Source organism: Acidovorax sp. 69, assembly GCF_002797445.1.
Classification (GTDB): domain Bacteria; phylum Pseudomonadota; class Gammaproteobacteria; order Burkholderiales; family Burkholderiaceae_C; genus Acidovorax.
Window position 1 is genome coordinate 2,002,585 of the sequence record NZ_PGEP01000001.1, and the last position, 24,750, is coordinate 2,027,334.

A 24,750-nucleotide genomic window follows, 5' to 3' on the forward strand; every position below is an offset into this window, starting at 1 on the left:
CGCGTTCAACCCACATCCGGCCGTTTCTCCATCACCAGCGCATACAGCGCCTGCGCTGCCACCGACAGGCTTTCGTCCCGCCTGCGCACCAGGTAGATCTGCCGCATCAGGCCCGGCAGCGACAACGGCCGCGTGACCAGCCCCGGCTGCTCAAAGTGAAACAGCGTGAGTGCCGGCACCACGCTGATCCCCAGCCCCGCACGCACCATGCCCATCACGGTGGCCAGTTGCTCCACCTCCATCAACGTGTGCATGGCCTGCGGGTGCAGGGCCGCCTCCAGGTACTGCCGCACGCTGCTGGTGCGGGCCAGGTGGATGAAAGGCCAGGCGGCCAGGTCTTGCGCGGTGATCGCCTTGCGGCGGCGCGCCAGCGGGTGGTTGGCGGGGCACACCAGGTAGAAGTTGTCGCTGCAAAAGGGCTCGGCCTGCAGCGCGGGCGTGTCGGCGCGGATGGCGGCCAGTGCAAAGTCGGCGTGGCCGCTGGCCACACGGTCGATGCAGGGCTCTGACAGCACATCGGCAATGTCGATCTCAATGCCCGGGTGCGCCGCACGGTATTGCGCCAGCACGCCTGGCAGCCAGCCTGCTGCCAGTGAGGGCAGCAGCGCCATGGCCACTCGCCCGCGTTGCAGCGTAGCGGTGTTGCGCACGGCGGCCAATGCGTTGGTGATCTCTGCCCGGATGCGGCGGGCCGACTCCAGAAAGTTCTGCCCCTCGGGCGTCATGGCCACATGGCGCGTGCTGCGGTCAAACAGGCGCAGGCCCAGGGCGTCCTCCAGCGCGCGGATCAGGGCGCTGAACGCGGGCTGCGACAAATGGCACAGCGCGGCTGCGCGTGTGAAGCTGCGCTGCTCGGCCAGCGCAATGAAGGCGTCGACCTGGCGGCTGGAGAGGTGATAGGCGCTCATGGGCAGATTGGCATGTGGGCTAAGAATGTCCAATATTGATCTGAAAAACAGATGGATTCATCTTAACAATCGATTTCACAGAATACCGCCGCCTGCCTACAGTCTGGGCCAGGAGACAAAGGACGCATGGCGAACCATACAAACCTGCTGGTCGGCTGTGCCGCTGGCTTCTCGGGCGACCGCACCGATGCCGCAGCCCCGGTGGTGCAGGCACTCATTGCCAGTGGACAGCCGTCGGTGCTGATTTTTGAGACGCTGGCCGAGCGCACGTTGGCGCTGGCCCAGCTGGCGCGCCGCACCCACCCCGAGGCGGGCTACGAACCCTTGCTGGTCGACCTGCTGCAGCCCGTGCTGGCGCAGTGCCTGGTGCACGGCGTGCGCATTGTCAGCAACTTCGGTGCAGCCAACCCCTACGGCGCTGCGCGCCGCATCCACGCGCTGGCTGCCGAGCTGGGCCTGCGCCGCCCGCGCATTGCCGTGGTGCAGGGCGACGACCTGAGCGGCCCTGAACACCGCGCATTGCTGCAAGGCGCATTGGGCGATGCCATGCCCACCGAGCCCCTCGTCAGCGCCAACGCCTACATCGGCGCGCAGGCCATTGCCGATGCGCTGCGCGCAGGCGCCGACATCGTGGTCTGTGGCCGCGTGGCCGACCCGTCCTTGGTGCTGGGCCCGGCCCTGGCGCACTACGGCTGGGCGATGGATGACTGGGACCGGCTGGCCCGCGCCACCATGGCCGGGCACCTGCTGGAATGCGGTGCCCAGGTCACAGGCGGCTACTTTGCCGACCCCGGCTACAAGGACGTGCCGGGCCTGGCGCAACTGGGTTATCCCATCGCCGAGATCGACGCCGACGGCCACTGCACCATCACCAAGCCCGCAGGCACAGGCGGCTGCATCAACGAGCGCACCGTGAAGGAGCAGCTGCTGTACGAGCTGCACGACCCGGCGGCGTACCTCACGCCCGACGTGGTGGCAGACATCACGCAGGCCCAGGTGCGGGCTGTGGGCACCGATGCCGTTCGGCTCGACGGCGTGCAGGGCCACACGCGGCCCGCCACGCTCAAGGTCAATGTGTGTTTTGAATCTGGCTGGTTTGCCGAAGGCGAAATCTCCTACGCCGGCGCCCGCGCCGAGGCGCGTGCCCGCCTGGCGGGCGAGGTGCTGCGCGAACGGCTGCGCGGCCTGGGCCCGCTACGCATCGACCTGATCGGCGTGACCAGCGTGTGGGGCGACGACACCAGCCGTTGGCTGGATGCGCCCGCCGGTGATGGAGACGACACCCGCAACAGCGCATGTGACGTGCGCCTGCGCGTGGCCCTGCAGCACCGCGACCACGCCAGCGCCCAGCGCCTGGTGCGCGAGGTGACCGCGTTGTACACCTGCGGCCCCGCAGGCGGTGGCGGCGTGCGCACCGCCATGCGCCCACGCCTGGGCACCGTGTCGTGCCTGGTGCCGCGCGAGGCGGTGGCGGTGCGCTTTGAAATGGTAGAGCCCACGCCGCAGCCCTTGGAGGTATCACCATGACCACGACGACCACCCATCCATCCGACCTACAGCCTGTCAACATGGCGGGGCTCCTACCAGCGGCCGCCGTGCAAGGGCCGCCCCGCCGCACCGGCGGCGTTCCCCTGGGGGGGGAAGACGCGCAGCGTCTCAGGGGGGGCTTCCTAACCTTTCCCCTGTACCGCCTGGCCCACAGCCGCACCGGCGACAAAGGCAACCGTTCCAACATCAGCGTCATCGCCTGGCACCCCGCACTGTGGGATGTGCTGGTCGATCAAGTCACGGAAGCCACCGTCGCACGCCAGTTTGCGCTGCGCCAGCCGCGCCAGGTCACGCGCTACCTGCTGCCCCCATTACAGGCCATGAACATCGTTCTGGACGACGTGCTCGATGGCGGCGTGAACGACTCCCTCAACCTCGACAGCCACGGCAAGGCACTGAGCTACCTGCTGCTGGACCTGCCCATCCACGTACCCCAGGCGCTGGTTCAACACCTGGCAGGGCCTTCGGCATAGCCACTCACCGCGTTCCCGTTTTGGCTTTCCCCTTTTCGCATTCATACCAACACACAAGGAGACAAACATGACCCCATCCACTTCGCTGATGACCCTGAGCCGCCGCCATGCCATGGCCGCTGCCGTGCTGGCGCTGGGCGCCTTGCACGGCACGGCTGCGCGTGCGCAGGCCCCCGCTTACCCGGCCAAGGCCATCACCTTTGTGGTGCCGTTTGCCGCCGGCAGTGCCACCGATCAGCTCGCCCGCGCACTGGGCCAGTCGATCACCACCGACACCAAACAGCCCGTGGTCATCGACAACAAGGCCGGTGCCAGCGGCATGATCGCAGCGTCTGCCGTGGCCAAGGCCGCAGCCGACGGCTACAGCGTGCTCATCACCACCAACACCACGCACGCGGCCAACGAGCACCTGTACAAGAAGCTTTCGTACGACCCCGTGAAGGACTTCGCCCCCGTCACCGGCCTGGGCAAGGGCGGGCAGGTGCTGGTGGTCAATGCCAGCGCGCCTTACAAGAGCGTGGGCGAGCTGCTGGCGTTTGCCAAAAAGAACCCCGGCAAGCTCAGCTTTGGCAGCGGTAGCTCATCGAGCCGCATGGCGGGCGAAATGCTCAAGCAACTGGCAGGCGTCGACATCTTGCATGTGCCCTACAAAAGCAACCCCCTGGCCATCACCGACCTGCTGGGCGGGCAGATTGATCTGATGATCACGGACACCTCTACCGGCGTGCCGCAGGTCAAGGCGGGCAAGCTGCGAGCCCTGGGCTATTCCACCCAAAAGCGCAGCGCGCAACTGCCCGACGTGCCCACGCTGGATGAGGCCGGCGTGAAGGGCTACGACATGGGCTACTGGTTTGCCGCCTATGTGCCTGCCAACACGCCCGCACCCGTGGTGGCGCGCCTCAACGAGTTGCTGACCGCCGCCACCAAAAGCGCCGGCGCCAAGAGCTTCTTCGACAACGCGGGCTCGGAAGCCTGGAGCACCACCCCCGACGAGCTGGCCCGGTTCCAGGCGGCAGAGACGGTGAAGTGGGGCAAGGTCATCAAGGCGGCTGGCATCGAAGCGGAATAGACCGCAGGGCCGCAGGCCCGGCGGCGGTAGGTGGTCACACGCGCCACCCCGGTCTTCGCTCCCTCTCATCTCGCGGGAGCGGGCGGGGGAGAGGGGACTCTTCTTCAAGGCGCCGCGCCCCATACGCCCCCTCTCCCCCACCCACTCCCACCCAGGGAGAGGGAGTCTCAGCGCGCTTTCAGCGATTGTGAAAAATCAAGCCTGATGGGCCTCTACTGCTTGATGAATAAGCGCTGGTAGCTATCAAATTAGTAGTTCTTCAGCAGCGGCCTCCATCCCTCACCACGGCACCCCCGCAAACCTCTCCACCAAAAAATCCAGCAGCGCCCGCACCGCAGGCGACAAATGCCTGCGCGACGGGTACAGCGCATAAATCGTCATCACCGGCAAATCCCACCCCGGCAGCACCGCCTGCAGTTCGCCGCTGCGCAGGTAGGGGTTCACGAGGTACGTGGGTTGCAGCGCTATGCCCCCACCCGCCAGCGCCGCGCGCATCAGCGTGGTGGCCTCGTTGGCGCTGAAGGGGCTGGTGACGCCCACCTTGGCGACCTCGTCGCCGCGCGACAGCTGCCACACGCTTTTGCCAAAGTTGGCGTAGCTCAGGCAGCGGTGGCTCGCCAGGTTGGCAGGCACCTGCGGCGTGCCGTGTGCAGCCAGGTACGCGGGCGATGCCACCAGCGCCGAATCGCAGCGCGCCAGCGGCCGACCAATCAGCAACGGGTCGGGCTCGGCGCTGATGCGGATGGCCAGGTCGATGCGCTTTTCCACCAGGTTCAGCGAGCCTTCGCTCGCGTCCAGATCGATCTTGAGCTCTGGGTGCTGCGCCAGAAAGTCGGCAATCGCCGCGCCCATCTGCGCAAACGCAAACGACACGCTGCAGGTGATGCGCAGCTGCCCGCGCAGCTCGCCCTCGGTCGTGGTGGCGGTTTCTTCTTCCAGGTCTTGCGTCAGCGCCAGCATTTGCTGGCAGCGGCGCAGGGCCAGCTCGCCCGCGTCGGTCAGCGTCACGCTGCGGGTGGTGCGTTGCAGCAGGCGGGCTTGCAGCCATTGCTCCATCTCGCCCACATAGCGCGTGACCATGGCGCGCGACATCTCCAGTTGGTCGGCCGTAGCGCTGAAGCTGCCACTGGTGGCCACTTCGGTAAACACGCGCATGGCAGTCAAACGGTCCATAGGGTGGTTGGCAGGGTTATTTGATCGATTTTTGCAACAAGTTTGCGCATTTTATGGCGTTTATTAGATCGATTGGTGCAAATAAACTGCATCCCGTACCTCACGCAAACCCTTTCAACCCATCTCATACCCTGGAGATTTCGCCATGTTCCGCACCACCCTCATCGCCGCCACCTTGTCGCTCGCCTTCGCAGGCGCCCAGGCTGCCCAGCCCTTGCAGATCAAGGTATATAACGCCGACGGCAACAGCTTTAACGTGAACTCCACGCTGGTCTATGGCGAGAAAGAAGCCATGGTCATCGACGCAGGTTTTACCCGCGCCGACGCGCTGCGCATTGCCGCCAACGTGCTCGACAGCGGCAAAGAGCTCAAAACCATTTACGTGAGCCAGGCCGACCCGGACTACTACTTTGGCGCCGAGACGCTCAAGGCGTTTTTCCCCCAAGCCGAAGTGGTGACCACCCCCGCTGTGCTGGAGAAGATCAACGCCAAGCTCGCAGGCAAGCTCGCTTTTTGGGGCCCCAAGATGGGCGCCAACGCACCGCGCACGCCCGTACTGCCCAAGGCCATCAGCGGCAACACGCTGATGGTCGACGGCCAGACGGTCGAGATCCGTGGCACCACCGGCCTGCTGGCGCACCGCCCCTATGCGTGGATTCCATCGGTGAAGGCCGTGGTGGGCAACATTGGCGTGTTTGGCAACCTGCATGTGTGGACGGCCGACACCCAAACCGTGGCCGAGCGCAGCGCCTGGGTGGCCCAGCTCGACGACATGGCCGCCCTGCAGCCCACCGTGGTCGTGCCCGGCCACATGCTGCCCGGCACTACGCTGGATGTGACCGCGGTGACCTACACCAAGGGCTACCTGCAAGCGTTTGAGAAAAACGCTGCCGCCACCAAGACGGGCGCCGAGTTGATCGACGCGATGAAAAAGGCCTACCCCGCAGCACCCATGGGCCTGTCGCTGGACATTGGCGCCAAGGTGAACAAGGGCGAGATGAAGTGGTAAGAAGCGCCCTGGAGCGTGGGCCTGCCACCGTTGAAAGCCCGCGCCGCCACCCCTGTTAATTGAAAGGAACCCGATCGTGACGACCACGCACACCCTCCAACAAGTCCTGCAGCACCTGCACGCCGGGCGCTGGAACGCGGCGCATGATCTGGTGCAGCACGACGGCTCCCTGCTCGCCGCCTGGCTGCACGGCATCCTGCATGTGCAAGAGGGCGACCTCGAAGACGCCGAGAACTGGTACGACCGAGCCGGCCGCCACTTTCGCAGCCGGGGCACGCTGGCCGAGGAGATCGCTGCGTTTGAGGCCGCACTGGCCTCATCTCCCTCACTTGACGTTGAATAAAGACCCTGACGTATGTCCACCACGCTGACTTATCTGTTTGACCCCTTGTGCGGCTGGTGCTATGCCGCCGCACCGGCACTGGCGCGCCTTCGGGCCACGCCGGGCGTGCATGTGGCGCTGGCGCCCACCGGCCTGTTCGCAGGTGCCGGTGCCCGGCCCATGGATGCCCAGTTCGCCGCGTATGCGTGGTCCAACGACCAGCGCATCGAAAAGCTCACGGGCCAGCCATTCACCCAGGCCTATCGCGACCGCATTCTGGGCGCCGCGGAAGGCCGCTTTGACTCAGGCCCCGCCACGCTGGCACTCACCGCTGTGGCCGAGACAGAGGCAGAGCGCGAGCTGTATGTTTTGCATGCCCTGCAGCGCGCCCGTTATGTGGATGGCCGCGACACGGCCGACGCGCAGGTGCTGGCCGATGTGTTGACGGCCCTGGGCCTGGCCGATGCGGCTGCAAAGGTGCTCTCGCCCGATGCCGCATTGCGCGGCGCCATGGCCGAACGTGTTTCCAAAGCCCAGGCCACCATGCACACCGTGGGAGCGCGGGGCGTGCCGCAATTGGTGGTTACAGGGCAGGGCGGGGCGTTGCGTTTGATAGGCGGCGACGCTCTGCTGGGGCCGCACGAGGGTTTGCTGGCGCAGGTTTTGGCAGGTTGATGGAGACGGGCACGCGCAATGCGCGGAGCTGGTTTGCCCCATTTCCCTCACAGCGCTTTTTGCCGCCATCTCGACTCTATTCACCCACGCCCCACCGTTCGGGCTGAGCCCGTCGAAGCCAGGGCCCGCTGGTGCAAAAACCTTTGGCAAGCTCTGCACAAACGGTGCGGGTGCAGGCAGCCACGTCGGCCACCGCGCTCAACGCCACCACAGCGCTGAATGCCTTTAACCTGACAGCGTCCGCACCATCTGCTCATACATCGCATCCACCGCAGGCACGCGGTGTGACGCCTTGCTGCGCAGCACCGCCACGTTCATGGAGTCCAGCGCTGGCAGGTCAAACTCAGCGGGCAGGTTCTGCAAAATCTGCAAGTTGGCGGGCACGCTGCAGCGCGTGAGCACGGCCACGGCCAGGCCGCTTTCCACCGCTGCCAGCTGCCCCGCCAGACTGGAGCTGTGGTACACGATGCGGTAGCCGCGCCGCCGCGCCGCCAGTGCTTTCAGCGTGGCCGTGCGGGCCATGCTGGTGGCTTCGTACACCGCCAGCGGCAGCGGGTCGCGCCGCCACACGTCAAACTGCGCCGCGCCCACCCACACCAGCGGTTCTTCAAACAAAAAGTGCCCCCGCTGCGGCTTGTCGCGCGACACCAGCGCCAAGTCCAGCTCGCCACGCACCACACGCGGGATGAGTGAGGTCGATTGCTCACACGTCAGCTCAATCTCCACCCCCTGGTACCGGTGCGAAAAGCTGCGCAGCACCGGCGTGAGGTAGGTGCTGGCGTAGTCGTCGGGCACGCCCAGTCGCACGCGCCCCGCCAGCTGCGGGCCAAACATTGCGGCCTGTGTTTCGGCCTGCAGCTCCAGCATGCGGCGCGCGTACGACAGCAGCTCTGCCCCGGCAGGCGTCACCTCCAGGTGGCGCGGGCCGCGCAGCAGCACCGGGCGGCCCAGCGCGGTCTCCAGCTTCTTGATCTGCATGCTGACCGCTGATTGCGAGCGGTGCACCAGCGGCGCCGCGCCAGACAGCGAACCCGCATCCACCACCGCCACCAAGGCACGCAGCCAGTCGATTTGAAAGTCGGGGTAGTTCATGGACAAGATGGAGTCTGCTTATTCGATTAACGAATGATAGTTCTTCGAACTATGCGCTTTACGGCCTTAGAGCAAGCGCCGACCATCGGTGCCATGACCCATACGGCCTTTGCACCTCCATTGCTCTCCATGCTTTCAACGCTCGAATCCACAGCCGCTATCGATTCGGCCTCTTTGAACTCGAAATATCCGTTCGGTCTGAGCCTGTCGAAGCCTCGCGCAGCGCTTCGACAGGCTCAGCGTGAACGGCTCCAGTGGATGGATGCCGAATGAACACCGCCACCAATACCACGTTGGGCGATCCTGTCGTTGCCAGTGAGCGCAGCGGCCAGGGACTCATGATCTCTGGCGGCGTGCTGCTGGGCACCGTCGGCGTGTTTGTCGAAGAAGCGGGCCAGCACCCGCTCATCACCGTGTGGTTTCGCTGTGTGTTTGGCGCGATGGCGCTGCTGGCCTGGTGCCTGGCCACCGGGCGCGGGCGCGAGCTGCTGCTCCAAGGCCGCAGCCGCTGGGTGGCGTGCGCCACGGGCGTGCTGATGGTGGTGAACTGGGCGCTGTTTTTTGCCGCCATACCGCGCACGTCCATCGCCGTGGCCACGGTGATTTTTCATGTGCAGCCCATCTGGGTCATCGTGTTTGGCGCGCTGTTTCTGCGCGAGGCGGTGTCGCGCAGCCAGTGGCTGGCCACGGTAGCCGCGCTGGGTGGGCTGGTGCTGACCACGGGCTTGCTCGACGGCACCGCAGCCAGCAGCAACACCGGCACAAGCATCGGCATCGGAAGCAGCTACATGGCCGGCGTGCTGATGTGCCTGGGTGGCTCGCTCTGCTATGCGGGTGTGACGCTGCTGGCCAACACGCAAAAATCCGTCAGCCCGTTTGCCATGGCGCTGTGGCAGTGCCTGGTAGGCGCCGTGGCGCTGGCCTGGGCACCGTTTGTGCTGGGCTGGCCACCGCTGGGCGCTGCGTGGGGCTGGCTGCTGGGCCTGGGTGTGCTGCACACCGGGCTGGCGTATGTGGTGCTGTTTGCTGGCATGTCGCGCCTGGGGTTGGGGCGCATCGCCGTGCTGCAGTTTGTGTACCCGCTCACCGCCGTGCTGGTGGACTGGGCCGTGTACGGCCGCACCCTGAGCCCTGTGCAATTGGCCGGTGTGGTGTTGATGGCCGCCGCGCTGTGGACGATTCGGCGGCCCGGCGCTTCACCAGTGGTGCCAGCGCGGGCTTGAGCGCTTGGGTTGAGTTGCTTTGACCGCTTTGACTTCGGCCTAAGGCACCACCGCCAGCCGCACCACCACGGGCCGGTGGTCAGACCCCAGATCAGGCCCGATGCGCGAGCCCGCCACCTGCCAGCCCGGCGACGCCAACACATGGTCCAGCGGCAACACCGACAACCAACCCCACGCTTTGGGCCAACTGGGCGCAACGCTGTTGGCGCGGCGCATGTGCGCTTCTACCGCGAACAAGCCGCGTGCCCACGGGGTGATGTTCAAGTCGCCCGCCATCACGCCCAGGTCGCCCGTTTGCTGAATGTGCAGGGCTTCTTGCATCAGTGCGCGGTCGCGCGCCTGCGCAAACGCCGCATTCAGCGGCGGCATGGGGTGCAGCGCGGCCAATTGCACGGTTTTGCCCTGCCACGCCAGCGTGGCGCGCAGCCGCAGGGTGTCGAGGTCGTTGTGCGGCTGCAGCGTTTCGGTGCGGGTCAGCGCGTGGCGCGACAGCACCGCCAGGCCAAACGGGTCGGGCTGCGGCACCAGCAGCCGGTGTGGGTAGCGGGCCGCAATTTCGGGGTGGCTTTCCAGCGCGTTTTGCGCCCGCTGGGTGAACTCTTGCAGCATCACCACATCGGGCGCATCGGCCGATGCAAGCCACTGCAAAAGCGCTGTGAAATCGGTGGTTGCCAGGTTCATGTTGGCCGTGCCCACGGTCAACACCGGGGTGTCATCAGCCGGTTGGGTTGCGCGTTGCAAAGTGCCCGCCTGCCATGCGAAGCAACCCCCCAGCGCCACCGCCGCGATCAGCAGCCGCCACCCGCTGCGCTGCCCGCGCAGCAGCACCAGTGCACCCAGTGCCAACACGCCGACTGCGGCATAAGCCCATTGCCAATGGGCTGCCAGTTCCACCAGCCACTGCAGCCGGGGCCAAGCCTGCGCAGGCAGCAGGCGCGACATCGGCGCCGTCAGCGCACCTAGCGTGCACAGCCACACCAGCCATTGGCATCGCGCACTGATAAAACGAGAGAGGTTGAAACGTTGTTCTGGCATGGCGAGAAGAAAGTGGCCGCCAGCGCATTCTGCGCGAGGCGCGTGTCGCCCCCCGCTGTCGATGCGTCTAGCAAAAACCGGGGCTCAAACCAAGCCCCGGTTCGTGCGTTGGCTCATGCGTTGGTTCAGGTGTTGAACACCATCGCTTGGTGCGCGCCCACCCCCGCCAGCACGCCCTCGGCCGATGCCAGGGTGGCGTTGTGCCGCGCCAATGACAAATCGCCCGCCGCGTACACGCCCGGCACGGTGGTCATCTTGTTGGCATCCACGCGTATCACGGGGCCCGTCATTCCATCGTCCAACGCGCAGCCCAATTGCTCGGCCAGCGGGCTGGCGGGGCGGGTGACAGGGGCTATGTACAGCGCATCCACCGGCACGGTGCGGTCAACTCCCGCACCGTTGCTGGCGCCCTCTGCCACGCGGATGAGCTGCAGCGTGGTGCCAGCGCCTTCTAGCGCCGCAATGCGCGCAGGCTCAATGGCAATGCCCAGCGCCAGCAGCCGCGTGCGTTCGCTGTCTTCCAGCGTGGTTTCGCCATTCAAGAAGAGGGTGGTGGGGCCCCAGTCTGCAATCAGCTGCGCGTGCATGCCCGATTGCGGCGAGTGGTACAGCACGCCCAGCCGCTGGCCCGCAAATTCATAGCCGTGGCAATACGGGCAGTGCAGCACGCTGGCGCCCCAGCGCTCGCGCAGGCCTGCAATCTGCGGCAATTCATCGGCCACGCCAAACGCCAGCACCAGCTTTTTCGCGGTCAGTCGCGATCCGTCTTGCAACACCACGTCAAAGCCGCCATGCGCGTTGGCGGGTGTGGCTGCGCCTTGCGCTGCGGCCTCTTCATCGTTTCGGCCGGTGCGGCTGGGGGCGCTGGGGGCGCTGGGCGTGCTGTGTAGTGCCGTGGCAGACACCACCGTGCCCTGCACCAGCATCACCGTGGGGTAAGCCAACAGCTTGGCGCGCGCCTGCTCAATCATCGCCAGCGGCGGCTCGCCGTCTTGCCCAAAAAAGCCGTGCGATGCGGCTGCAAAACGGTTGCGCGGCGCGCCTGCATCCACCACGCACACGCGCCGCCGCGCCCGCGCCAGTTGCATCGCGGCCGACAGGCCCGCAAAGCTGCCGCCAATCACGATGGCGTCATACGCTGTCGCTGTCGCTGTCGCTGTCGCTGTCGTTGTCGTTGTTGGTGGGGTCGCTGGTGTTGTCGTCGTCATGAGAAATCTCCTGGTGCGAGTGGCTCCCGGCCACCATGCGTTGATGAAATTCGGCTGAAAGTTGCGCCAGCGTTACCTCGCCCAGGCGCGCCAGCAGCACATCCTCGGCGGCTTGGTAAGCGTCGGTCAGCGCGCGGTTAACTGCCTGCTCGACGATGCAGCCCGGGCTCTCCACCCGGTTCCCCACCGCCAGCAGCGTGGGCGCGCCCAGCGCCTCGTGGATGTCGCGCAGCGTGATGTCTGCCAGCGGGCACGACAGCACCCACCCGCCGCCATGCCCCTTGGCAGAGGTGACAAACCCCGCATACCGCAGCCCCGCCATCAGGCGGCGGACCACGACCGGGTTGGTCTGCATGGCCTGCGCCAGCGATTCAGATGTGGCGGGGCCATCCATCTCTGCCATGTGCAGCAGTGCGTGGAGGACGTTGGAAAGGCGGCTATCTCTTTTCATGCAACATTCAAAGTTGCTTGATATTGGCATGGGCGGAAAACCTCAGACTAGCACCGGAATACTCGTGATTTGATAGCTGTTAGCGCTTATCAGATAAGCACTGGAGGCCAGTTTGGCTTGATTTTGGGTGCAGGTTGGGCTTCACCACCACCCGTTCGGGCTGAGTTTGTCGAAGCGCTGCGCCAGCCCGGCAAGCTCTTCTCAACAAGCTCATCCCGAAGCGCCGTACAGCAACAGTGGGTGCAGACGGCTAAGGCTGGTCTGTACGAATCCCGTTTGACCATGCCATCAAGGGTCCTGAGCTAAGCGGTTGCCCAGGCCGCAGGCTGTCGGCCTCGATCGCATCACCCACATTTCCGCAGGTGCCTCATACCGCGTGCACCAGGCACGAGTCAGCATCCACTCCAATGTGGGCCTTCATACCGAAGTACCACTGGTTGCCCTTCTTGCTTTGGTGCATCTCGGGGTCACACTCGCCGCTTTGGTTCTTGGTTGAAGCGGGCGCAGCAATCAGCGCGGCATCCACCACCGTACCTGCTTTGAGCTGCAGCCCCCTGGCTTTCAGCGGGCCATTGACCATGGCCAGGATCTGATTGGCCAGTTTGTGGCGCTCCAGCAAGTGCCTAAAGCCCAGAATGCTCGATTCACTGGGAATGTGCTCGTCCTAGTGCGACAGGCCTGCAAAGTCACGAAATACGGGCACATCGTGCAGGACTTGTTGCGTGGCTGGATCGCTGAGCTTGAACCACTGCTGCATGAAGTGGATGCGCAGCGGGATATGCACTGCAAAAAGTTGTTGACCCCGGCGTCCACTCTCGGGTGCTTAGGGCTCAATGAGCGAGACCAGTTCAGGCCAGGGAGACATCAATTCCATGGCGTCGAGAAATTCGCACTTCCGGGTGCGCTCGGCTGTGTTGTCTAGGCCCAGCGGCTTTGTTTCATGCGCTTATTTTTTGGGCTTCAGGCTTGCTCAATCACATCACTCGGGGATTCGTGCAGAGGCTTCTAGAGCTGTCGCCGTTGCCGGTCGTCGCCAACACCAATTCGGTCGTTTCGATTTTTACAAGGGTAAACCCTTGTTTATTTTTGATAGTAAAAATGTATTGAATTTATTTTTCAATTGTTTATTGTTGTTTTTGTTGTGTCTCTAATACATACGCACTATGGCTAGCAAGCCCCGCTTGCGCGATGCTTGGACACTTTTCTGCGAGGACAGTGATACGGGGCCGCATAGCAGAATGATCGTTGATTTTATTAAGAAAATCGGCATTCTGAAATCCATGTGGTATCGCGAAATACACCCGTTCCAACGGATCGGAAGCAGGGTCCAAAAACGCGTTGCAGTTCATTTGTTGACGCCAGTTTTAAGTTGTTTACATTCGTTACATTCATTAGTCTTGGCGCTCAACCTTATTTAACGCTTGAGGAAATCATGCGATCACTTTTCTCCGTCCTGCCCGCTCGGCGCACGCATTTTTTCGCTGGCCCCCGAGCTGCGCAGGGTGGTTTCACCTTGGTGGAACTGGCTGTGGTTTTGGCCGTCATCGGTCTGATCATCGGCGCAGTGGCCATTGGCAAAGATGTTCAGCGCAACGCCGAATACACCAAGATCAAGAACAAGTTCATTGACCAGTGGGAGCAGGCCTACAACCAGTATTACCAGCGCACGGGTGTTGTGGTGGGTGACAACCAGGTGGCTCCTCGGATCATGGTCAATGGGACCGCTTACGTGGCGACGGCAGGTAATCCGACTTCAGGTGGAGACATGGCTGCACAGGTTGCCGTGGGCGCTGAGCCTGTGCCGGTGTGTGCGCGGAACCCTGAAGCAGGTGTGATGCGCGCAGATGCACCGTTTGATATTGCGACGAACAATCTTCGTTTGTACATGACGCGAGTTGGCATTCGCATGCCTCCAGGCCGTGCCGAGGGTCAAGAAGATCTCTATGTCTACACCGATACCAACGGCTCCCCGCAGGAAGTGCAGGTGTGCTTTCAATGGAATCGTCCAACCACGCCCGAAGGCGCTGGCAACGTGATGGTCATCTCGGGACTGACGCCTGATCTGGCGCGCATGCTTGACCAGATGATCGATGGCAAGCCGGACGCCAGGGAGGGGCGGTTTCGTCTGCGCGGTATCGACAACGCTACGAACAATGCACCTGGTGTGGAGTGGTCTGCGAACAACAGTTACGGCCGTGGTGCCGCTGCTACCACCGCCACAGGGGCGGGCAACACCCGCGACGAGGAGCAGGTCATTACGTTGACCGCCATTTACAAGATGAATCAGTGACGCAGGGCTAGGGAATCAACATCATGAACCAAGCATTCAAGCACCCTATCCGCCATCTGCGTTCTTCGCGCCAGCAGGGTTTTACTTTGGTGGAGCTGGCCGTTGTGCTAGCAGTTATCGGACTCATCATCGGAGCGGTGGCCATCGGCAAGGATGTCCAGCGCAATGCTGAATATACGAAAGTCAAGAATAAATTCATTGACCAATGGGAGCAGGCGTACAACCAGTATTACCAGCGCACGGGTGTGGTACTCGGAGACAGCCAGACTGCCCCGCAAAACATGGTGAACGGCGAGCAGTATTTAGCTGCGGGGACCCGATCTGGCCGCAACATGACCGGAGTGACGCCCCCCAACGCGATTTGCCGTGCTGCTGCCGGTCGCGGAATGACGCGGGGGTTTACGAATGGCACGGATCCTGATCTGCGTGCATTGATGACGCGTGCCGGTATTCGCATGCCACCTGGCCGTGCGGAAGGTCTGGAGGATCGTTATGTTTATCTGGACAGCAACGGCAACCCCCAAGAAATCCAGGTTTGCTTTCAGTGGAATGTGCCACTGGCTAACGGGTCTGCAGCCAATGCAGTTGGGGACGGCGCAGGCAATGTGATGATCATCACGGGCCTGACACCAGATTTGGCGCGCTCACTGGACCAGATGATCGATGGCAAGCCTGATGAGCGCGAAGGCAGATTTCGTCGTCAGGGCGTGGAGAACAACGCCGGAGGAAGTGCCATCAATGGGCCAGGCCAAGAATGGCAGGCTACCAACCGCGATTCGATCGATGCAGCGCACGCGCGAGATCGCAGTTTTGATGAAGACCAGGTGGCTATTGTCACGGCCGTCTTCCGGATGAACCAGTAACCGTTCTCCACTCTTTCCAATTTTTACCCCATCCGCATCGACTTATTGCCGGAGATTTTCAATGTCAAGAACCAATTCATTTCGCAGGCTGGGCCACAAGGTTCAGCAGGGTTTCACGCTGGTGGAGCTGGCCATTGTGCTGGCCGTCATTGGCTTGATCATTGGCGCAGTGGCCATTGCCAAAGACGTCCAGCGGAATGCTGAGTACCAGAAGGCCGTCAACAAGTTCGCCTATCAGTGGAAGATGGCCTACGACCAGTATTACCAACGTACAGGTGTTGTCCTGGGCGATTGCCAACAGGCCCCGACCTACATGGTCAACGGCTCTGAATCGGAAATTCCGGCTGGTACCAGCGCCTGTACCCGCGCGGGCTCTATGGCGGTTGCAGGGATTCCAGAGAATTTTGCCAATCGAGGTCTGAAAATCTGCAGCGGACAAGGCTACACCGCGGGTCAGGTTGGCGTGGGCGACGCTGCATTGGCAACGCAGAATCTGCGCACTGTCATGACCCGAGCGGGTGTTCGCATGCCCCCGGGCCGTGGTGAGGGGCATGAAGACCGTTTTCTCTATATCGATTCCAACGGCAATGCGGCAGAGATGCAGGTGTGCTTCCAGTGGAATACCTCGGGCACAGCCAGCGGTGCTGGCAATGTGATGGTGATTCGTGGTCTGACGCCTGACCTGGCCCGTTTTATGGATCAGGTGATTGACGGAAAGCCTGATTCACGGGAAGGCCGCTTTCGCATTCAGAGCCGTCCTGCACACAACGCTGCCAACGAGGCCAATGCTCCAGGTACGCAGTGGGAGGCCAATAATACAGAAGGCAACAACATCGCCAACACCGCTGCCAACAGCGCCATGGTCAATAGCGATGCTCGTCAGGCTGTTACCAACACCAGTGGTAATGCCGGGGGTACTGCCACCGGACGGACTTTCGACGAAGACCGTGTCATTTTGCTTACCGCCCACTGGACGATGGAGCAGTAATTGAACGGCACCCGTACCCTCAAGCTTGTCTCCCTGGCATTGGCCACGGCCCTGTTGGGGGGAGGGGCCTGGCTGGCCCACAGCGGGCTCAAGCGGCTGGCCATGGAGCGCCAGCAATTCGCCCAGTTGCAGTTAGGGCTGGACAATGCCCGCCGCCTGATGCCAGAGGTGCAGCAGCGTGAGCAACTGGTGCGTTCCATCAAAGATGTGGCGCAGCAGGTAGAGCGCATGGGCTTTGATCCCTCCCTTTGGGGAGAGCGACGGCTGCGGCGCGCCCAAGGGCCCTCCACTCGTGCAGAGGCTGCACAGTTCCTGGGTGAACTTGGGCGTGGTGGCGCGGGCCAGATTTTTGTCGCTGATGTATTCGATATTGGCACCGTGTCTCCGGGCGCCAGTTTGTTTCATCCTCCGTTGCCTGGTGACCAGGGACTGACACTGGGTGTCACTGGCACATTGCACTTTCAGGCAGTGTCTGCTTTTCAATCGCCCAGGGTGAAGCCATGAGCGCTGAACATGTTTATCGCGTTGCAAGCGCTGGTTGGCTGCATTGTCATGACCACCAGGTCGAAGAGGTGCCCGCATGGCCCACGTTGACTCACAGTGCTTTGGTCGTGTTGGATCTAGATGACATTTTTACGGACGTGTGGCGGTTTGAGGGCAAGCCCGAGTACGCCGCAGCCCTGATAGAGAAACGTGTGCGTACCCAGGGGTTGGTTGAGGGTGCGGCTCACATCGTGGTTCACCGGCTGCTCAAGCTGCCAGGTGGATTTCAGGTGTTCTTTTCCGCCATCTCACTTGAACTTTGGCAGCGCTGCACCCAGTGGGCCCACGAGCAGGCGGATCATTGCCTGGTGATGGTGACTGCTGGACTGCTGTGCCATGGTGTCGCATCTGGCAATGCACGGTTGATGCTTTCCCAGCGGCGACTGATGTGCTTTATTCAGTCTGAGGAAGGTATGGTGTTCGGGTCCACCCAGGCTTTGGGCTCTGGTTTGTCGGCCATGGCCAGCGCTGCACAGGTGGTGACCGCCAACCATGGCGCTCTCTTGGCCCGGCTTGGACCGGAGGCAGTGGAATGGGGAACCTTGTGGTCTACACAGTCGGTGGACAGTGAGACCTGTCTTGCTGCCGTGCAACGAGTGGCAGGTGGTGCACCGATTGTTCTCTCTGCGAAAGATCTCGGGTTTGCTGGTGAGCGTGTGCAGTCGGTGTTACCCGTTCTTGCGCGTGAAGCAGCCGGCCGTCACGCTCTCAATCCACTGCTCGAACGGGTCGCGTGGCGAGCAGAACGCTGGGTGTCTCCGATCACGGTAGTGACTGCCTTGGTAGGACTTGTGATGGCAATCGTTGGTGTGCTGGTCGGCCAGATGGCAGACCAGCAGCGTGCCGAAGGCCAAAATCAACGTGCTGAATTGATGGCATTGCAGGATCGCATAGAAGCAGTTTCGACCGTGGAGGCACCGCAAAAACTGTTGCCGGTGGCTGAGTTTTCACGAGCACTGGACGATGGTGCGAGACACGATCCTGTTGCTTTTATGGCGTTGTTGAAGGCATCGGCAGGAAAAGACATCTTGATTCAGCGAGTACGCCTGGAAGCGGCCGCCGTAGGCCAGGCGCGTTCCCGGGCTTTCAGGGTGGATGGTGTGTTGGCTCCTGGTGCTTCTGCCGCCGTGACCCAATGGGTGTCCCAGATGGTGGCGGCAGGTTGGACGCTGAAAGCCGTTGATCCCACTTACACGATCCCCGGTGCTTTTTCATATGAGTTGGTTGCTGCCGCGATCTCACCAGGAAACGTAAAACCATGAAATACGCGGCTTTGCTTTTGAATGGACTCGCCATACTTCTTTTGGGATGGGGCCTGTATGGTGTGCTGCAACTGACGCGCGCCCACACACCCTCTGTGCGCCCGGTGACAACCGAATTGGCCCCGCTGCCCGCAGCGTTGCGTAATGACCAAGCCCGTGTGGTGGACGCATTCGGAGCTATGTCGCGCATCCAGAAGCAGGCGTCTAGTGCCGGCACGGACCCATCGCGTCTTATTGCATTGCCCCTGCCTGGCAGCGATGTTGTGGGTAGTGTCCAAATGCCGCGCCGCTCGTTGTCTTTGCATCTGGATGACCTTGCGGCTGAGACCCAGTCAGTGGTGATTGATGGTCATCTGGCTCGCCAGGGTGCTCGTCTGGAGGGCGGAGGTCGGGTCGCCCGCCTTCGTCCCAATGAGGCCGTCGTTACTGAGCGGCTGGGGCGTCAAACGCTGACCCTGCCGGCGGGCGAGTTGCGGGTTGGGACTCTGCGTTGGGCGGATGGCTCATTGGCGAGCATTAATACGCAGGAATTCCGGTCAGGACTGCCGGGTAGCCAGCCGGGCCCGATCAGGAGTCTCCCATGAAGAGCGCAGCCGGTGTGCTCTCGGTCGCAGGAGATCCTGGTTTCGTTGTGTGCCCGCACGAACTTCCCATTTCGAAATTTCAAGAATCACGCTAGCAGCGCCGAGGACAGCGATATGAACAATCCCCCGTTTTTCAAACCTCTGGCGCTGGTGTGTGCCGCTCTCGTACTGAGTGGGTGTGCCAGCCAGTCCCCACGCAGTGCATCGAGTCTTCCTCCGCCAGATAACACGGCGGCAGATCAGATGCGCGAACATGCCGCACAGGAGTCACAGCGACTTCTTGTCCATCAGCAAATGCTGTTGGCTGAAATGAACAAGCCTGCACCCGCCCCGGTGATCGCTCCTGTAGCGCCTGTATTTGATCCTCTGGAGGGCAAGCTGATCAACGTGGCAATGTCCAAGGCCAGCATCAGTCAGATATTGGGTGCGTTTGCCGACGCGGGGAAGCTCAATTTGATCGTTGATCCTAACGTTCTCAAAGGCGGGCAATTGGCAGACATGCATTTGCGCCAGGTAACTTTGCGCGAAGGTTTCAACGAAGTGCTGCGCACTTACGATGTGGCCGGAGAGTTTCGGGGCAATACCCTGCGCGTGAACCTGACAGAAGAAAAGTTTTTTGCGCTGAATTTTCTCAACACCAAGTCGAGCATCCAGATGGGGTCCGGTGGCAATGTGTTTGGGAGCAGTAATTCCGGTGGAAGCGGAGGGGGAAGTAGTAGCGGCGGTGGTGGTGGCTCTGGCGCACAACAAGGCAGTCTCACGATGTCGGGCTCTGGTGGTACCAACACGGATCCCTATCTGGAGCTGGAGAGCGCGCTCAAGTCGGTGCTGGGCGACAGCGCTCAAGATCGAGCAGCCCAACAACAACAGCAGAGCTTGAGTATGGCCTCAGCTGTGCCCTCATCGTCGGCCTGGACGGGAGGAGCAGTTGCTGGCAAGCCACCCGTCATGCCGCAGGCACCCCTTGCAACCATGGGTGAAGACAGTGGCTTCACATTGAACAAGATGACGGGCACGCTGTACGTCAAGGCGCGCCCCTCGAAAATGCGTGCGGTTGAGAAGATGCTGGCCCAGGTGCACAAGGTGCTTGGTAAGCAGGTCTATGTGGAAGCGCAGCTGATCGATGTTCAGCTCTCCGATAACTTTGAGTTCGGGGTGGATTGGACGACGCTTCGCAGCCGTTTGGCTGCGGGTTTTGGATCTTCCCCGATGCAACTGGGCGGCAGCTCTGGGCTCTTGCCCAATGCAGCAGCCGGTTACCCTGCACGTGCCATTTCGATTCCTGCTGCATTGATTGGTAGTATGACTGGCCCCGCGCTTGGTATGTCTTACCAGGGCAGCAACTATGGTGTGGTGATCAACGCACTGCGTTCTTTCGGCAATCTCAAGGTGTTGTCGAACCCCAATGTGCAGGTTCGCAACGGCACGCCTGCTTTGCTGTCGGTTGGAACGAGTTCGCGCTACGTATCTCAGTCAGCGTCCACACAGACGGTGCCCGGCGGCGGGGCGTCCACGACGTCCTCCAGTGTGCAGACGGACACCGTGTTTTCCGGCGTGATGGTTGGTGTACTACCCATGGTGCGTGACGATGGGCGCATTGAGCTGTTGTTGAATCCGATGCAGAGTGATGTGGACCCCGCAAGCTTGCAACTGGTGTCTGTGGGTGGGGATAATTTGGTATCCCTCCCTAAGGTGAGCTACAAGGGGCTGACCACGACCCTCAACGTGGGTGATGGTGATGTCGTGGTAGTGGGTGGGCTGATTGATCAACGCACTTCCAGCAATGACCGAGGTGCACCGGGCGTTTCCGATATTCCCTTGTTGGGCAAACTCGTTGGCAATGAGAACAAGGTGCACGGCAGTCGAGAACTGGTGATTGTTTTGCGGGTGCGTGTGCTATGAGTCTTATCCATGACGCGCTGAAATCCATGGAGGCGCCCCAAGAGTCAAAACCCGTTGGGGCGCGTGCGCCCGCAGTGATGGCGCGTCATCGCCCAGCTTGGCTGGATGCCGTGCTGGCCTTCGTGGTTGTTCTGGGTGCGGGTGTGCTGGGTTGGTTCATTTGGCAGAGTCAGATGAAGCCCAAGACCGATCTGCCTCCTTCTTCCGCCGTATCGGTGACTTCACCTGCGAGCGTTCCCCAGCAATTGGTTGCTGCATCACCCCCTCCCACCGCAGAGATGGCGCAGTCGCCACAGCAGCCAGCAGCCCCGCAGGGTAATTTGGCGGTTCCGGCCGACGTCGCGATTCTGCTTCCAAATCCGATGGCGCAGCCGAGTCCAGTGCCGCAGCAACAGATGCCATCGCCGTCTGCACTGGATACGGCGGTACCCAAAGCGTTGGCTTCTGTCTCGCTGAGTGACGTGCGATCAGCACCTGCACAAACTGCAGCTCGGCAGTCTTCGTCCAGACAGGTGCAGACAAGCAAGCCTGGGGGTTGTCGGTGGCTGCACCTGCTGTGGCACCAGTGGTGGATGACACGCCGGTGGAACTTCGCTTTGCGCGGTTCGTATCTGCTATGAAGGAAGGGCGGACGGTCGATGCAGAGAATGAGCTGACCGCTCTCAAGGAACGGCTCCCCTTGGGTTCTCTGGGGCTGTTGCGTGCCCAGGCCTGGTTTGATCTGCGTGCGGGGCGCGATGCTGCTGCCACAGAGGGTTATCGCGCAATTCTTGAGCGCATGCCTGGAGATGAAGAGGCGGCCATTAATTTGGCCAGCATTCAGTCACGTCAGCATAAGTCTGAAGAAGCGCGTGCAACGCTGGACGCTGCTGCGCGTCTGCAGCCTGATTCCGCAGCATTGCGTGCGGCTTTGGCCCAGTTCACCCCTGCGGCGCGGCAATGACAGCGAGCTCCATTTATGCAACGCTGGGGTTGTCGCGTAACCCGTTTCCGCCGACTCCGGATGCGGGCTCCTACTTCTTCACCCCCCGCCTGGAGGAGGATTTTGTAGAGATAGTTCATTGCATCGAGGCCCGCAAAGGCTTTATTTTGTTGACTGGCGAGGTGGGCCTTGGAAAAAGCACGCTGGTGCGGCGATTGCTGGATAACTTGCAGGAAAGAAATTGCCATTCGGCGTTGATTCTGAATACCTTTCTGCAAGACGGTGCGCTGTTGTCTGCGATTCAGACTGATTTTGGTCTTCCTCCCACAGATTCTTTGGATCAGGGGCTTGCGCGTTTGACGGAGTTTCTGATTGCCGGGCACCAGGCGGGTGAAATCAATTTGCTGGTAATCGACGACGCGCAGAACCTGAGCGTGGACTCCTTGGAACTGGTACGTCTGTTGTGCAATCTTGAGACCGGCCAAGAGAAGCTTTTGCAGATCTTGTTGGTAGGTCAGCCGGAACTGGAGCAGACGCTTGCAACGCCAGAACTACGGCAACTGAAGAGCCGGATTGTTAAACATGCGCGTCTTAGTGGGCTGCTGAGGGATGAGGTAACGCGCTATTTTGATTTTCGAGTCAATGCTGCGGGAGCTGAAGGGCGTTTGTCCCTGGATCCTGCCGCAGCCGAAGTTTTGCACCGTGCTACCCAAGGCAACTTACGCCGGATTCATTTGGTGCTGGATCGCTGCTTGTATGGGCTTGCCAGCACCCGCGCATCGGTGGTGAATGTGGAGTTGTTAAACCGCGCGGTTGCAGACCTCCCCGTTTTGGGCGATGAATCTGTCGCTGGGGTTGCCTCTGTAGGTTTGCGTCATCGCAAAGCATGGATTTTTGCGGGTTTGCTGGCAGGGACAACAGCCACTGTGGCTTTAGCGAGCTTTAGTTTAGGGTCATCCTCGCAACCGACTTTGTCTGTCGCAAGGGGCGACGCCCAATGGCCACCCGCGCAAGAGGCGCCTAGTCAAGCGTTCCCTACGGCGTCCTCGGAGCTTGCGCGGGTTTCCACGATATCGCCTCAACTGGCCTGTGAAAACCAGTTGAAGGCTATTGCTGAAAAAGACGATGTGGTGCATGCGCAGGCCCTGCCTGACGGTGTGGTCAATAGTTTGAAATCCTCTTCGCGATTCTGCCGCTTTGCTCAGGGAAAAGAGTCCTGGATTGTTTGGTTGGGGCGCAGCGAAGCTCGGCATATTGTCGCGGCGCAACAGGCGACACGCAAAGTCCAAGGAAGGCTCAAGAGCATGGGCTTGCTCGACGTGCGAGAGCCTGACGATGGGTTTTTTGGTTCCAAGACTGGGGAGGCGCTTGCTCGCTTTCAGCAGCAACATGGTTTGGCGGCCACGGGCAGGCCAGACGAATTGACCTTATTACTTCTGGAGCATCAGGATGCATCCCCCCGCTGAATCATTGCTGGAGACCTCGGGCCCGATGTTGCCATCCGCTCCCACAGCTGAAGATCGCCTGGCGGTTTTGAGAGACAAAAGCCCCTCCCTGGGAGCCTCGTTGGTAAGTGCCGGTCTTGTTTCAGCAGTGGCCATCGACTATGTGTTGCAAAAGCAAAAAATCGAGAAGGTGCCAATGGGCAACCTCTTGGTGGAGCTGGGGTTTGCAAGTGCCAATGAAGTGGCGCGCCAGTTGGCGGAGCAACGCGGTCTGCGCTTTGTCAACGCCGATGAAATGCCCGAACCAGACACGGGTGTTGCGAGCGTATTTAATCGGTCCTTGTGCCTTACCTATGGCTTCTTGCCAGTGCGGGAGAACGCTGACGGGTTGATTGAGGTTGTTCTTGGCGATGCCCAGCCTGATGCGGTCACTGAACTGGTGCAGAGAAAGTTAGGGAAAGCGTGTCATTTCTTTCAGGGGGAGTTTGACAGCGTTGCGCAGGCCATTCAGCAGCACTACTACTTTGCTGAACATCCTCCAGCGAGATTGATCGAAAGCGAGGTGCGAAAGCTCGAGGCCGATGTGGACCGGGCCTACAGTCCAGCTCGGCTTTTAGAGCACATGCTGCACTTGGCGGTGCGAGAGCGCGCCACAGACATTCACTTGGCGCCGACCGCACGCAGTCGCTCGGTGCTGTTGCGTGTGGATGGCGTGTTGCGTCCCGTCTTTGCTTTGTCTCCGGCGCTGGATCGATTGGTGGTTTACGTCAAGCTTCAGGCGGATATGGATGCGAGCGAGCAGCGTCTTCCGCAAGACGGGAGTTTTACTGCGCAGGTGATGGAGCACAACTTCACTCTCCGGGTTTCGACGCTTATTTCCGAGTTTGGAGAGCGCATGGTGCTGCGCCTGCTTCCGGAGCGTAGCAACCTTGACAAACTCACTGACCTAGGGTTTTTGGAAGAAGATGTCGCGGTCATGGCCAAGGCGTTCTCGCGTCCGCATGGGCTGATCTTGATCACTGGTCCTACGGGCTCCGGAAAAAGCACCACATTGCATGCAGCATTGCGCATGCAGCCACTGATTGAACGCAATGTGCTCACGGTGGAGGATCCAGTCGAGTACAGAGTTCCAGTGGCTTGCCAGACAGAGGTCAACCGCAGGGCGGGTTATGAGTTTGCCAACGCCATGCGGCATTTTTTGCGCCATGACCCGGACATTATTCTGGTAGGGGAAATCCGCGACGCTGAGACCGCCAGAGCCGCACTGGATGCCTCGTCTACGGGGCACTTGGTTCTGTCCACTCTGCATGTGGGCACCATTTTTGGTGTTATGCCCCGACTCAAATTGTTGGGTGTTGACACCGAAACGATTGCTGAGAATTTGGTTGCGATCGTCAATCAGCGGCTGGTTCGGAGAATTTGCCCGCATTGCGCAAAACCGCGTCTCGCAACCGAAGATGAACGCCGCTGGCTGGGGAAAATGGAGTCGTCGCAAGTACCGCAGGTTTTCCAGGGTGCAGGCTGTCATAACTGCCGCGACACCGGCTATCTGGGGCGACTGCCCGTATATGAAATGCTGGCAGTCAGCCGCGACCTGGCGGATGCCATTGCTTCAGATGCTAATCGAGCCGATATGCGGCAGCGTGCTCTGACTGCGGGCATGCGCCCTATACATACCCTGGCGCGTCATCGTGTTCTGGCGGGGGAGACCACCATGGAAGAGATACTGCGCGCGGTGGGCGAGGACTGATCTTTATCGGCGGAA

Annotated in this window: 23 protein-coding genes and 1 pseudogene; 17 read left to right on the forward strand and 7 right to left on the reverse strand. The window is 61.6% G+C overall.

Annotated features, from left to right (window positions below; all coding sequences use genetic code 11):
- Positions 1 to 5: 5 nt before the first annotated feature.
- On the reverse strand, positions 6 to 908 hold the full coding sequence (locus CLU85_RS09155) for a LysR family transcriptional regulator (protein ID WP_100409985.1): 903 nt from the start codon (positions 906 to 908) through the stop codon (positions 6 to 8).
- A gap of 126 nt (positions 909 to 1,034) precedes the next feature.
- On the opposite strand from CLU85_RS09155, the gene CLU85_RS09160 reads away from it, so the two are divergent.
- The 3 genes from CLU85_RS09160 (at position 1,035) to CLU85_RS09170 (ending at position 3,998) form a co-directional block, all read left to right on the forward strand.
- Positions 1,035 to 2,435: an acyclic terpene utilization AtuA family protein gene (locus tag CLU85_RS09160; protein WP_100409986.1), complete on the forward strand. Its 1,401-nt coding sequence runs from the start codon at positions 1,035 to 1,037 to the stop codon at positions 2,433 to 2,435.
- A 104-nt stretch (positions 2,436 to 2,539) separates the two neighbouring features.
- Positions 2,540 to 2,929 (forward strand): hypothetical protein, encoded by a 390-nt coding sequence (locus tag CLU85_RS09165; RefSeq protein ID WP_100412460.1) that lies wholly within the window; start codon positions 2,540 to 2,542, stop codon positions 2,927 to 2,929.
- Positions 2,930 to 2,996: 67 nt separating this feature from the next.
- Positions 2,997 to 3,998, forward strand: coding sequence for a Bug family tripartite tricarboxylate transporter substrate binding protein (locus CLU85_RS09170; RefSeq protein ID WP_369858179.1), 1,002 nt, complete (start codon positions 2,997 to 2,999; stop codon positions 3,996 to 3,998).
- Positions 3,999 to 4,277: 279 nt separating this feature from the next.
- On the opposite strand, the gene CLU85_RS09175 is transcribed toward CLU85_RS09170, so the two are convergent.
- A complete protein-coding gene (locus tag CLU85_RS09175; protein WP_100409987.1) occupies positions 4,278 to 5,171 on the reverse strand; it encodes a LysR family transcriptional regulator in 894 nt (297 codons plus the stop codon).
- 145 nt (positions 5,172 to 5,316) lie between these two features.
- Between CLU85_RS09175 and CLU85_RS09180 the strand changes: the two genes are divergently transcribed.
- From CLU85_RS09180 to CLU85_RS09190, 3 genes are all read left to right on the forward strand, one after another.
- Entirely contained in the window at positions 5,317 to 6,180 is an 864-nt protein-coding gene (locus CLU85_RS09180; RefSeq protein ID WP_100409988.1) for an MBL fold metallo-hydrolase, read from the forward strand.
- Positions 6,181 to 6,256: 76 nt separating this feature from the next.
- On the forward strand, positions 6,257 to 6,523 hold the full coding sequence (locus CLU85_RS09185) for a hypothetical protein (protein WP_232727777.1): 267 nt from the start codon (positions 6,257 to 6,259) through the stop codon (positions 6,521 to 6,523).
- 12 nt (positions 6,524 to 6,535) lie between these two features.
- Positions 6,536 to 7,177 (forward strand): DsbA family protein, encoded by a 642-nt coding sequence (locus tag CLU85_RS09190; protein WP_100409990.1) that lies wholly within the window; start codon positions 6,536 to 6,538, stop codon positions 7,175 to 7,177.
- Between the two features lie 225 nt (positions 7,178 to 7,402).
- Here the strand turns inward: CLU85_RS09190 and CLU85_RS09195 are convergent, their stop codons facing one another.
- On the reverse strand, positions 7,403 to 8,269 hold the full coding sequence (locus CLU85_RS09195; protein WP_100409991.1) for a LysR family transcriptional regulator: 867 nt from the start codon (positions 8,267 to 8,269) through the stop codon (positions 7,403 to 7,405).
- A gap of 93 nt (positions 8,270 to 8,362) precedes the next feature.
- Between CLU85_RS09195 and CLU85_RS23110 the strand changes: the two genes are divergently transcribed.
- Both CLU85_RS23110 and CLU85_RS09205 read left to right on the forward strand, forming a co-directional pair.
- On the forward strand, positions 8,363 to 8,542 hold the full coding sequence (locus CLU85_RS23110) for a hypothetical protein (RefSeq protein WP_198509163.1): 180 nt from the start codon (positions 8,363 to 8,365) through the stop codon (positions 8,540 to 8,542).
- Positions 8,539 to 9,492, forward strand: a complete 954-nt coding sequence (locus CLU85_RS09205) for a DMT family transporter (protein WP_100409993.1) — start codon at positions 8,539 to 8,541, stop codon at positions 9,490 to 9,492. The genes CLU85_RS23110 and CLU85_RS09205 overlap by 4 nt, the downstream gene beginning before the upstream one ends.
- 39 nt (positions 9,493 to 9,531) lie before the next feature.
- Here the strand turns inward: CLU85_RS09205 and CLU85_RS09210 are convergent, their stop codons facing one another.
- From CLU85_RS09210 to CLU85_RS09225, 4 genes and pseudogenes are all read right to left on the reverse strand, one after another.
- Positions 9,532 to 10,527, reverse strand: coding sequence for an endonuclease/exonuclease/phosphatase family protein (locus tag CLU85_RS09210; RefSeq protein WP_100409994.1), 996 nt, complete (start codon positions 10,525 to 10,527; stop codon positions 9,532 to 9,534).
- Between the two features lie 125 nt (positions 10,528 to 10,652).
- Positions 10,653 to 11,735 carry an NAD(P)/FAD-dependent oxidoreductase gene (locus CLU85_RS09215; RefSeq protein WP_100409995.1) on the reverse strand — a complete coding sequence of 361 codons (1,083 nt, stop codon included), beginning with the start codon at positions 11,733 to 11,735 and terminating at the stop codon, positions 10,653 to 10,655.
- Positions 11,659 to 12,186: an Rrf2 family transcriptional regulator gene (locus CLU85_RS09220; RefSeq protein ID WP_100409996.1), complete on the reverse strand. Its 528-nt coding sequence runs from the start codon at positions 12,184 to 12,186 to the stop codon at positions 11,659 to 11,661. The genes CLU85_RS09215 and CLU85_RS09220 overlap by 77 nt, the downstream gene beginning before the upstream one ends.
- Positions 12,187 to 12,556: 370 nt before the next feature.
- A pseudogene (locus tag CLU85_RS09225) lies at positions 12,557 to 13,128 on the reverse strand (IS5 family transposase); the annotation flags it as partial.
- A 490-nt stretch (positions 13,129 to 13,618) separates the two neighbouring features.
- On the opposite strand from CLU85_RS09225, the gene CLU85_RS09230 reads away from it, so the two are divergent.
- The 9 genes from CLU85_RS09230 (at position 13,619) to CLU85_RS09275 (ending at position 24,735) form a co-directional block, all read left to right on the forward strand.
- Entirely contained in the window at positions 13,619 to 14,476 is an 858-nt protein-coding gene (locus tag CLU85_RS09230) for a type II secretion system protein (protein WP_100409997.1), read from the forward strand.
- Between the two features lie 23 nt (positions 14,477 to 14,499).
- Positions 14,500 to 15,339: a type II secretion system protein gene (locus CLU85_RS09235; protein WP_100409998.1), complete on the forward strand. Its 840-nt coding sequence runs from the start codon at positions 14,500 to 14,502 to the stop codon at positions 15,337 to 15,339.
- A 61-nt stretch (positions 15,340 to 15,400) separates the two neighbouring features.
- Positions 15,401 to 16,327: a type II secretion system protein gene (locus tag CLU85_RS09240; protein WP_100409999.1), complete on the forward strand. Its 927-nt coding sequence runs from the start codon at positions 15,401 to 15,403 to the stop codon at positions 16,325 to 16,327.
- On the forward strand, positions 16,328 to 16,831 hold the full coding sequence (locus CLU85_RS09245) for a hypothetical protein (RefSeq protein WP_100410000.1): 504 nt from the start codon (positions 16,328 to 16,330) through the stop codon (positions 16,829 to 16,831).
- Positions 16,828 to 18,132 (forward strand): hypothetical protein, encoded by a 1,305-nt coding sequence (locus CLU85_RS09250; RefSeq protein ID WP_100410001.1) that lies wholly within the window; start codon positions 16,828 to 16,830, stop codon positions 18,130 to 18,132. Before CLU85_RS09245 ends, CLU85_RS09250 begins: the two co-directional genes overlap by 4 nt.
- Before the next feature lie 698 nt (positions 18,133 to 18,830).
- Positions 18,831 to 20,618 (forward strand): pilus (MSHA type) biogenesis protein MshL, encoded by a 1,788-nt coding sequence (mshL, locus tag CLU85_RS09260; RefSeq protein ID WP_100410003.1) that lies wholly within the window; start codon positions 18,831 to 18,833, stop codon positions 20,616 to 20,618.
- A gap of 568 nt (positions 20,619 to 21,186) precedes the next feature.
- The gene (locus CLU85_RS09265; protein WP_157803951.1) at positions 21,187 to 21,561 is read left to right on the forward strand and encodes a tetratricopeptide repeat protein; all 375 of its coding nucleotides are present in this window, start codon (positions 21,187 to 21,189) and stop codon (positions 21,559 to 21,561) included.
- On the forward strand, positions 21,558 to 23,006 hold the full coding sequence (locus CLU85_RS09270) for an ExeA family protein (protein WP_100410005.1): 1,449 nt from the start codon (positions 21,558 to 21,560) through the stop codon (positions 23,004 to 23,006). The genes CLU85_RS09265 and CLU85_RS09270 overlap by 4 nt, the downstream gene beginning before the upstream one ends.
- Complete coding sequence (locus tag CLU85_RS09275) at positions 22,990 to 24,735, forward strand: GspE/PulE family protein (protein ID WP_100410006.1); 1,746 nt, start codon at positions 22,990 to 22,992, stop codon at positions 24,733 to 24,735. Before CLU85_RS09270 ends, CLU85_RS09275 begins: the two co-directional genes overlap by 17 nt.
- Positions 24,736 to 24,750: the final 15 nt, after the last annotated feature.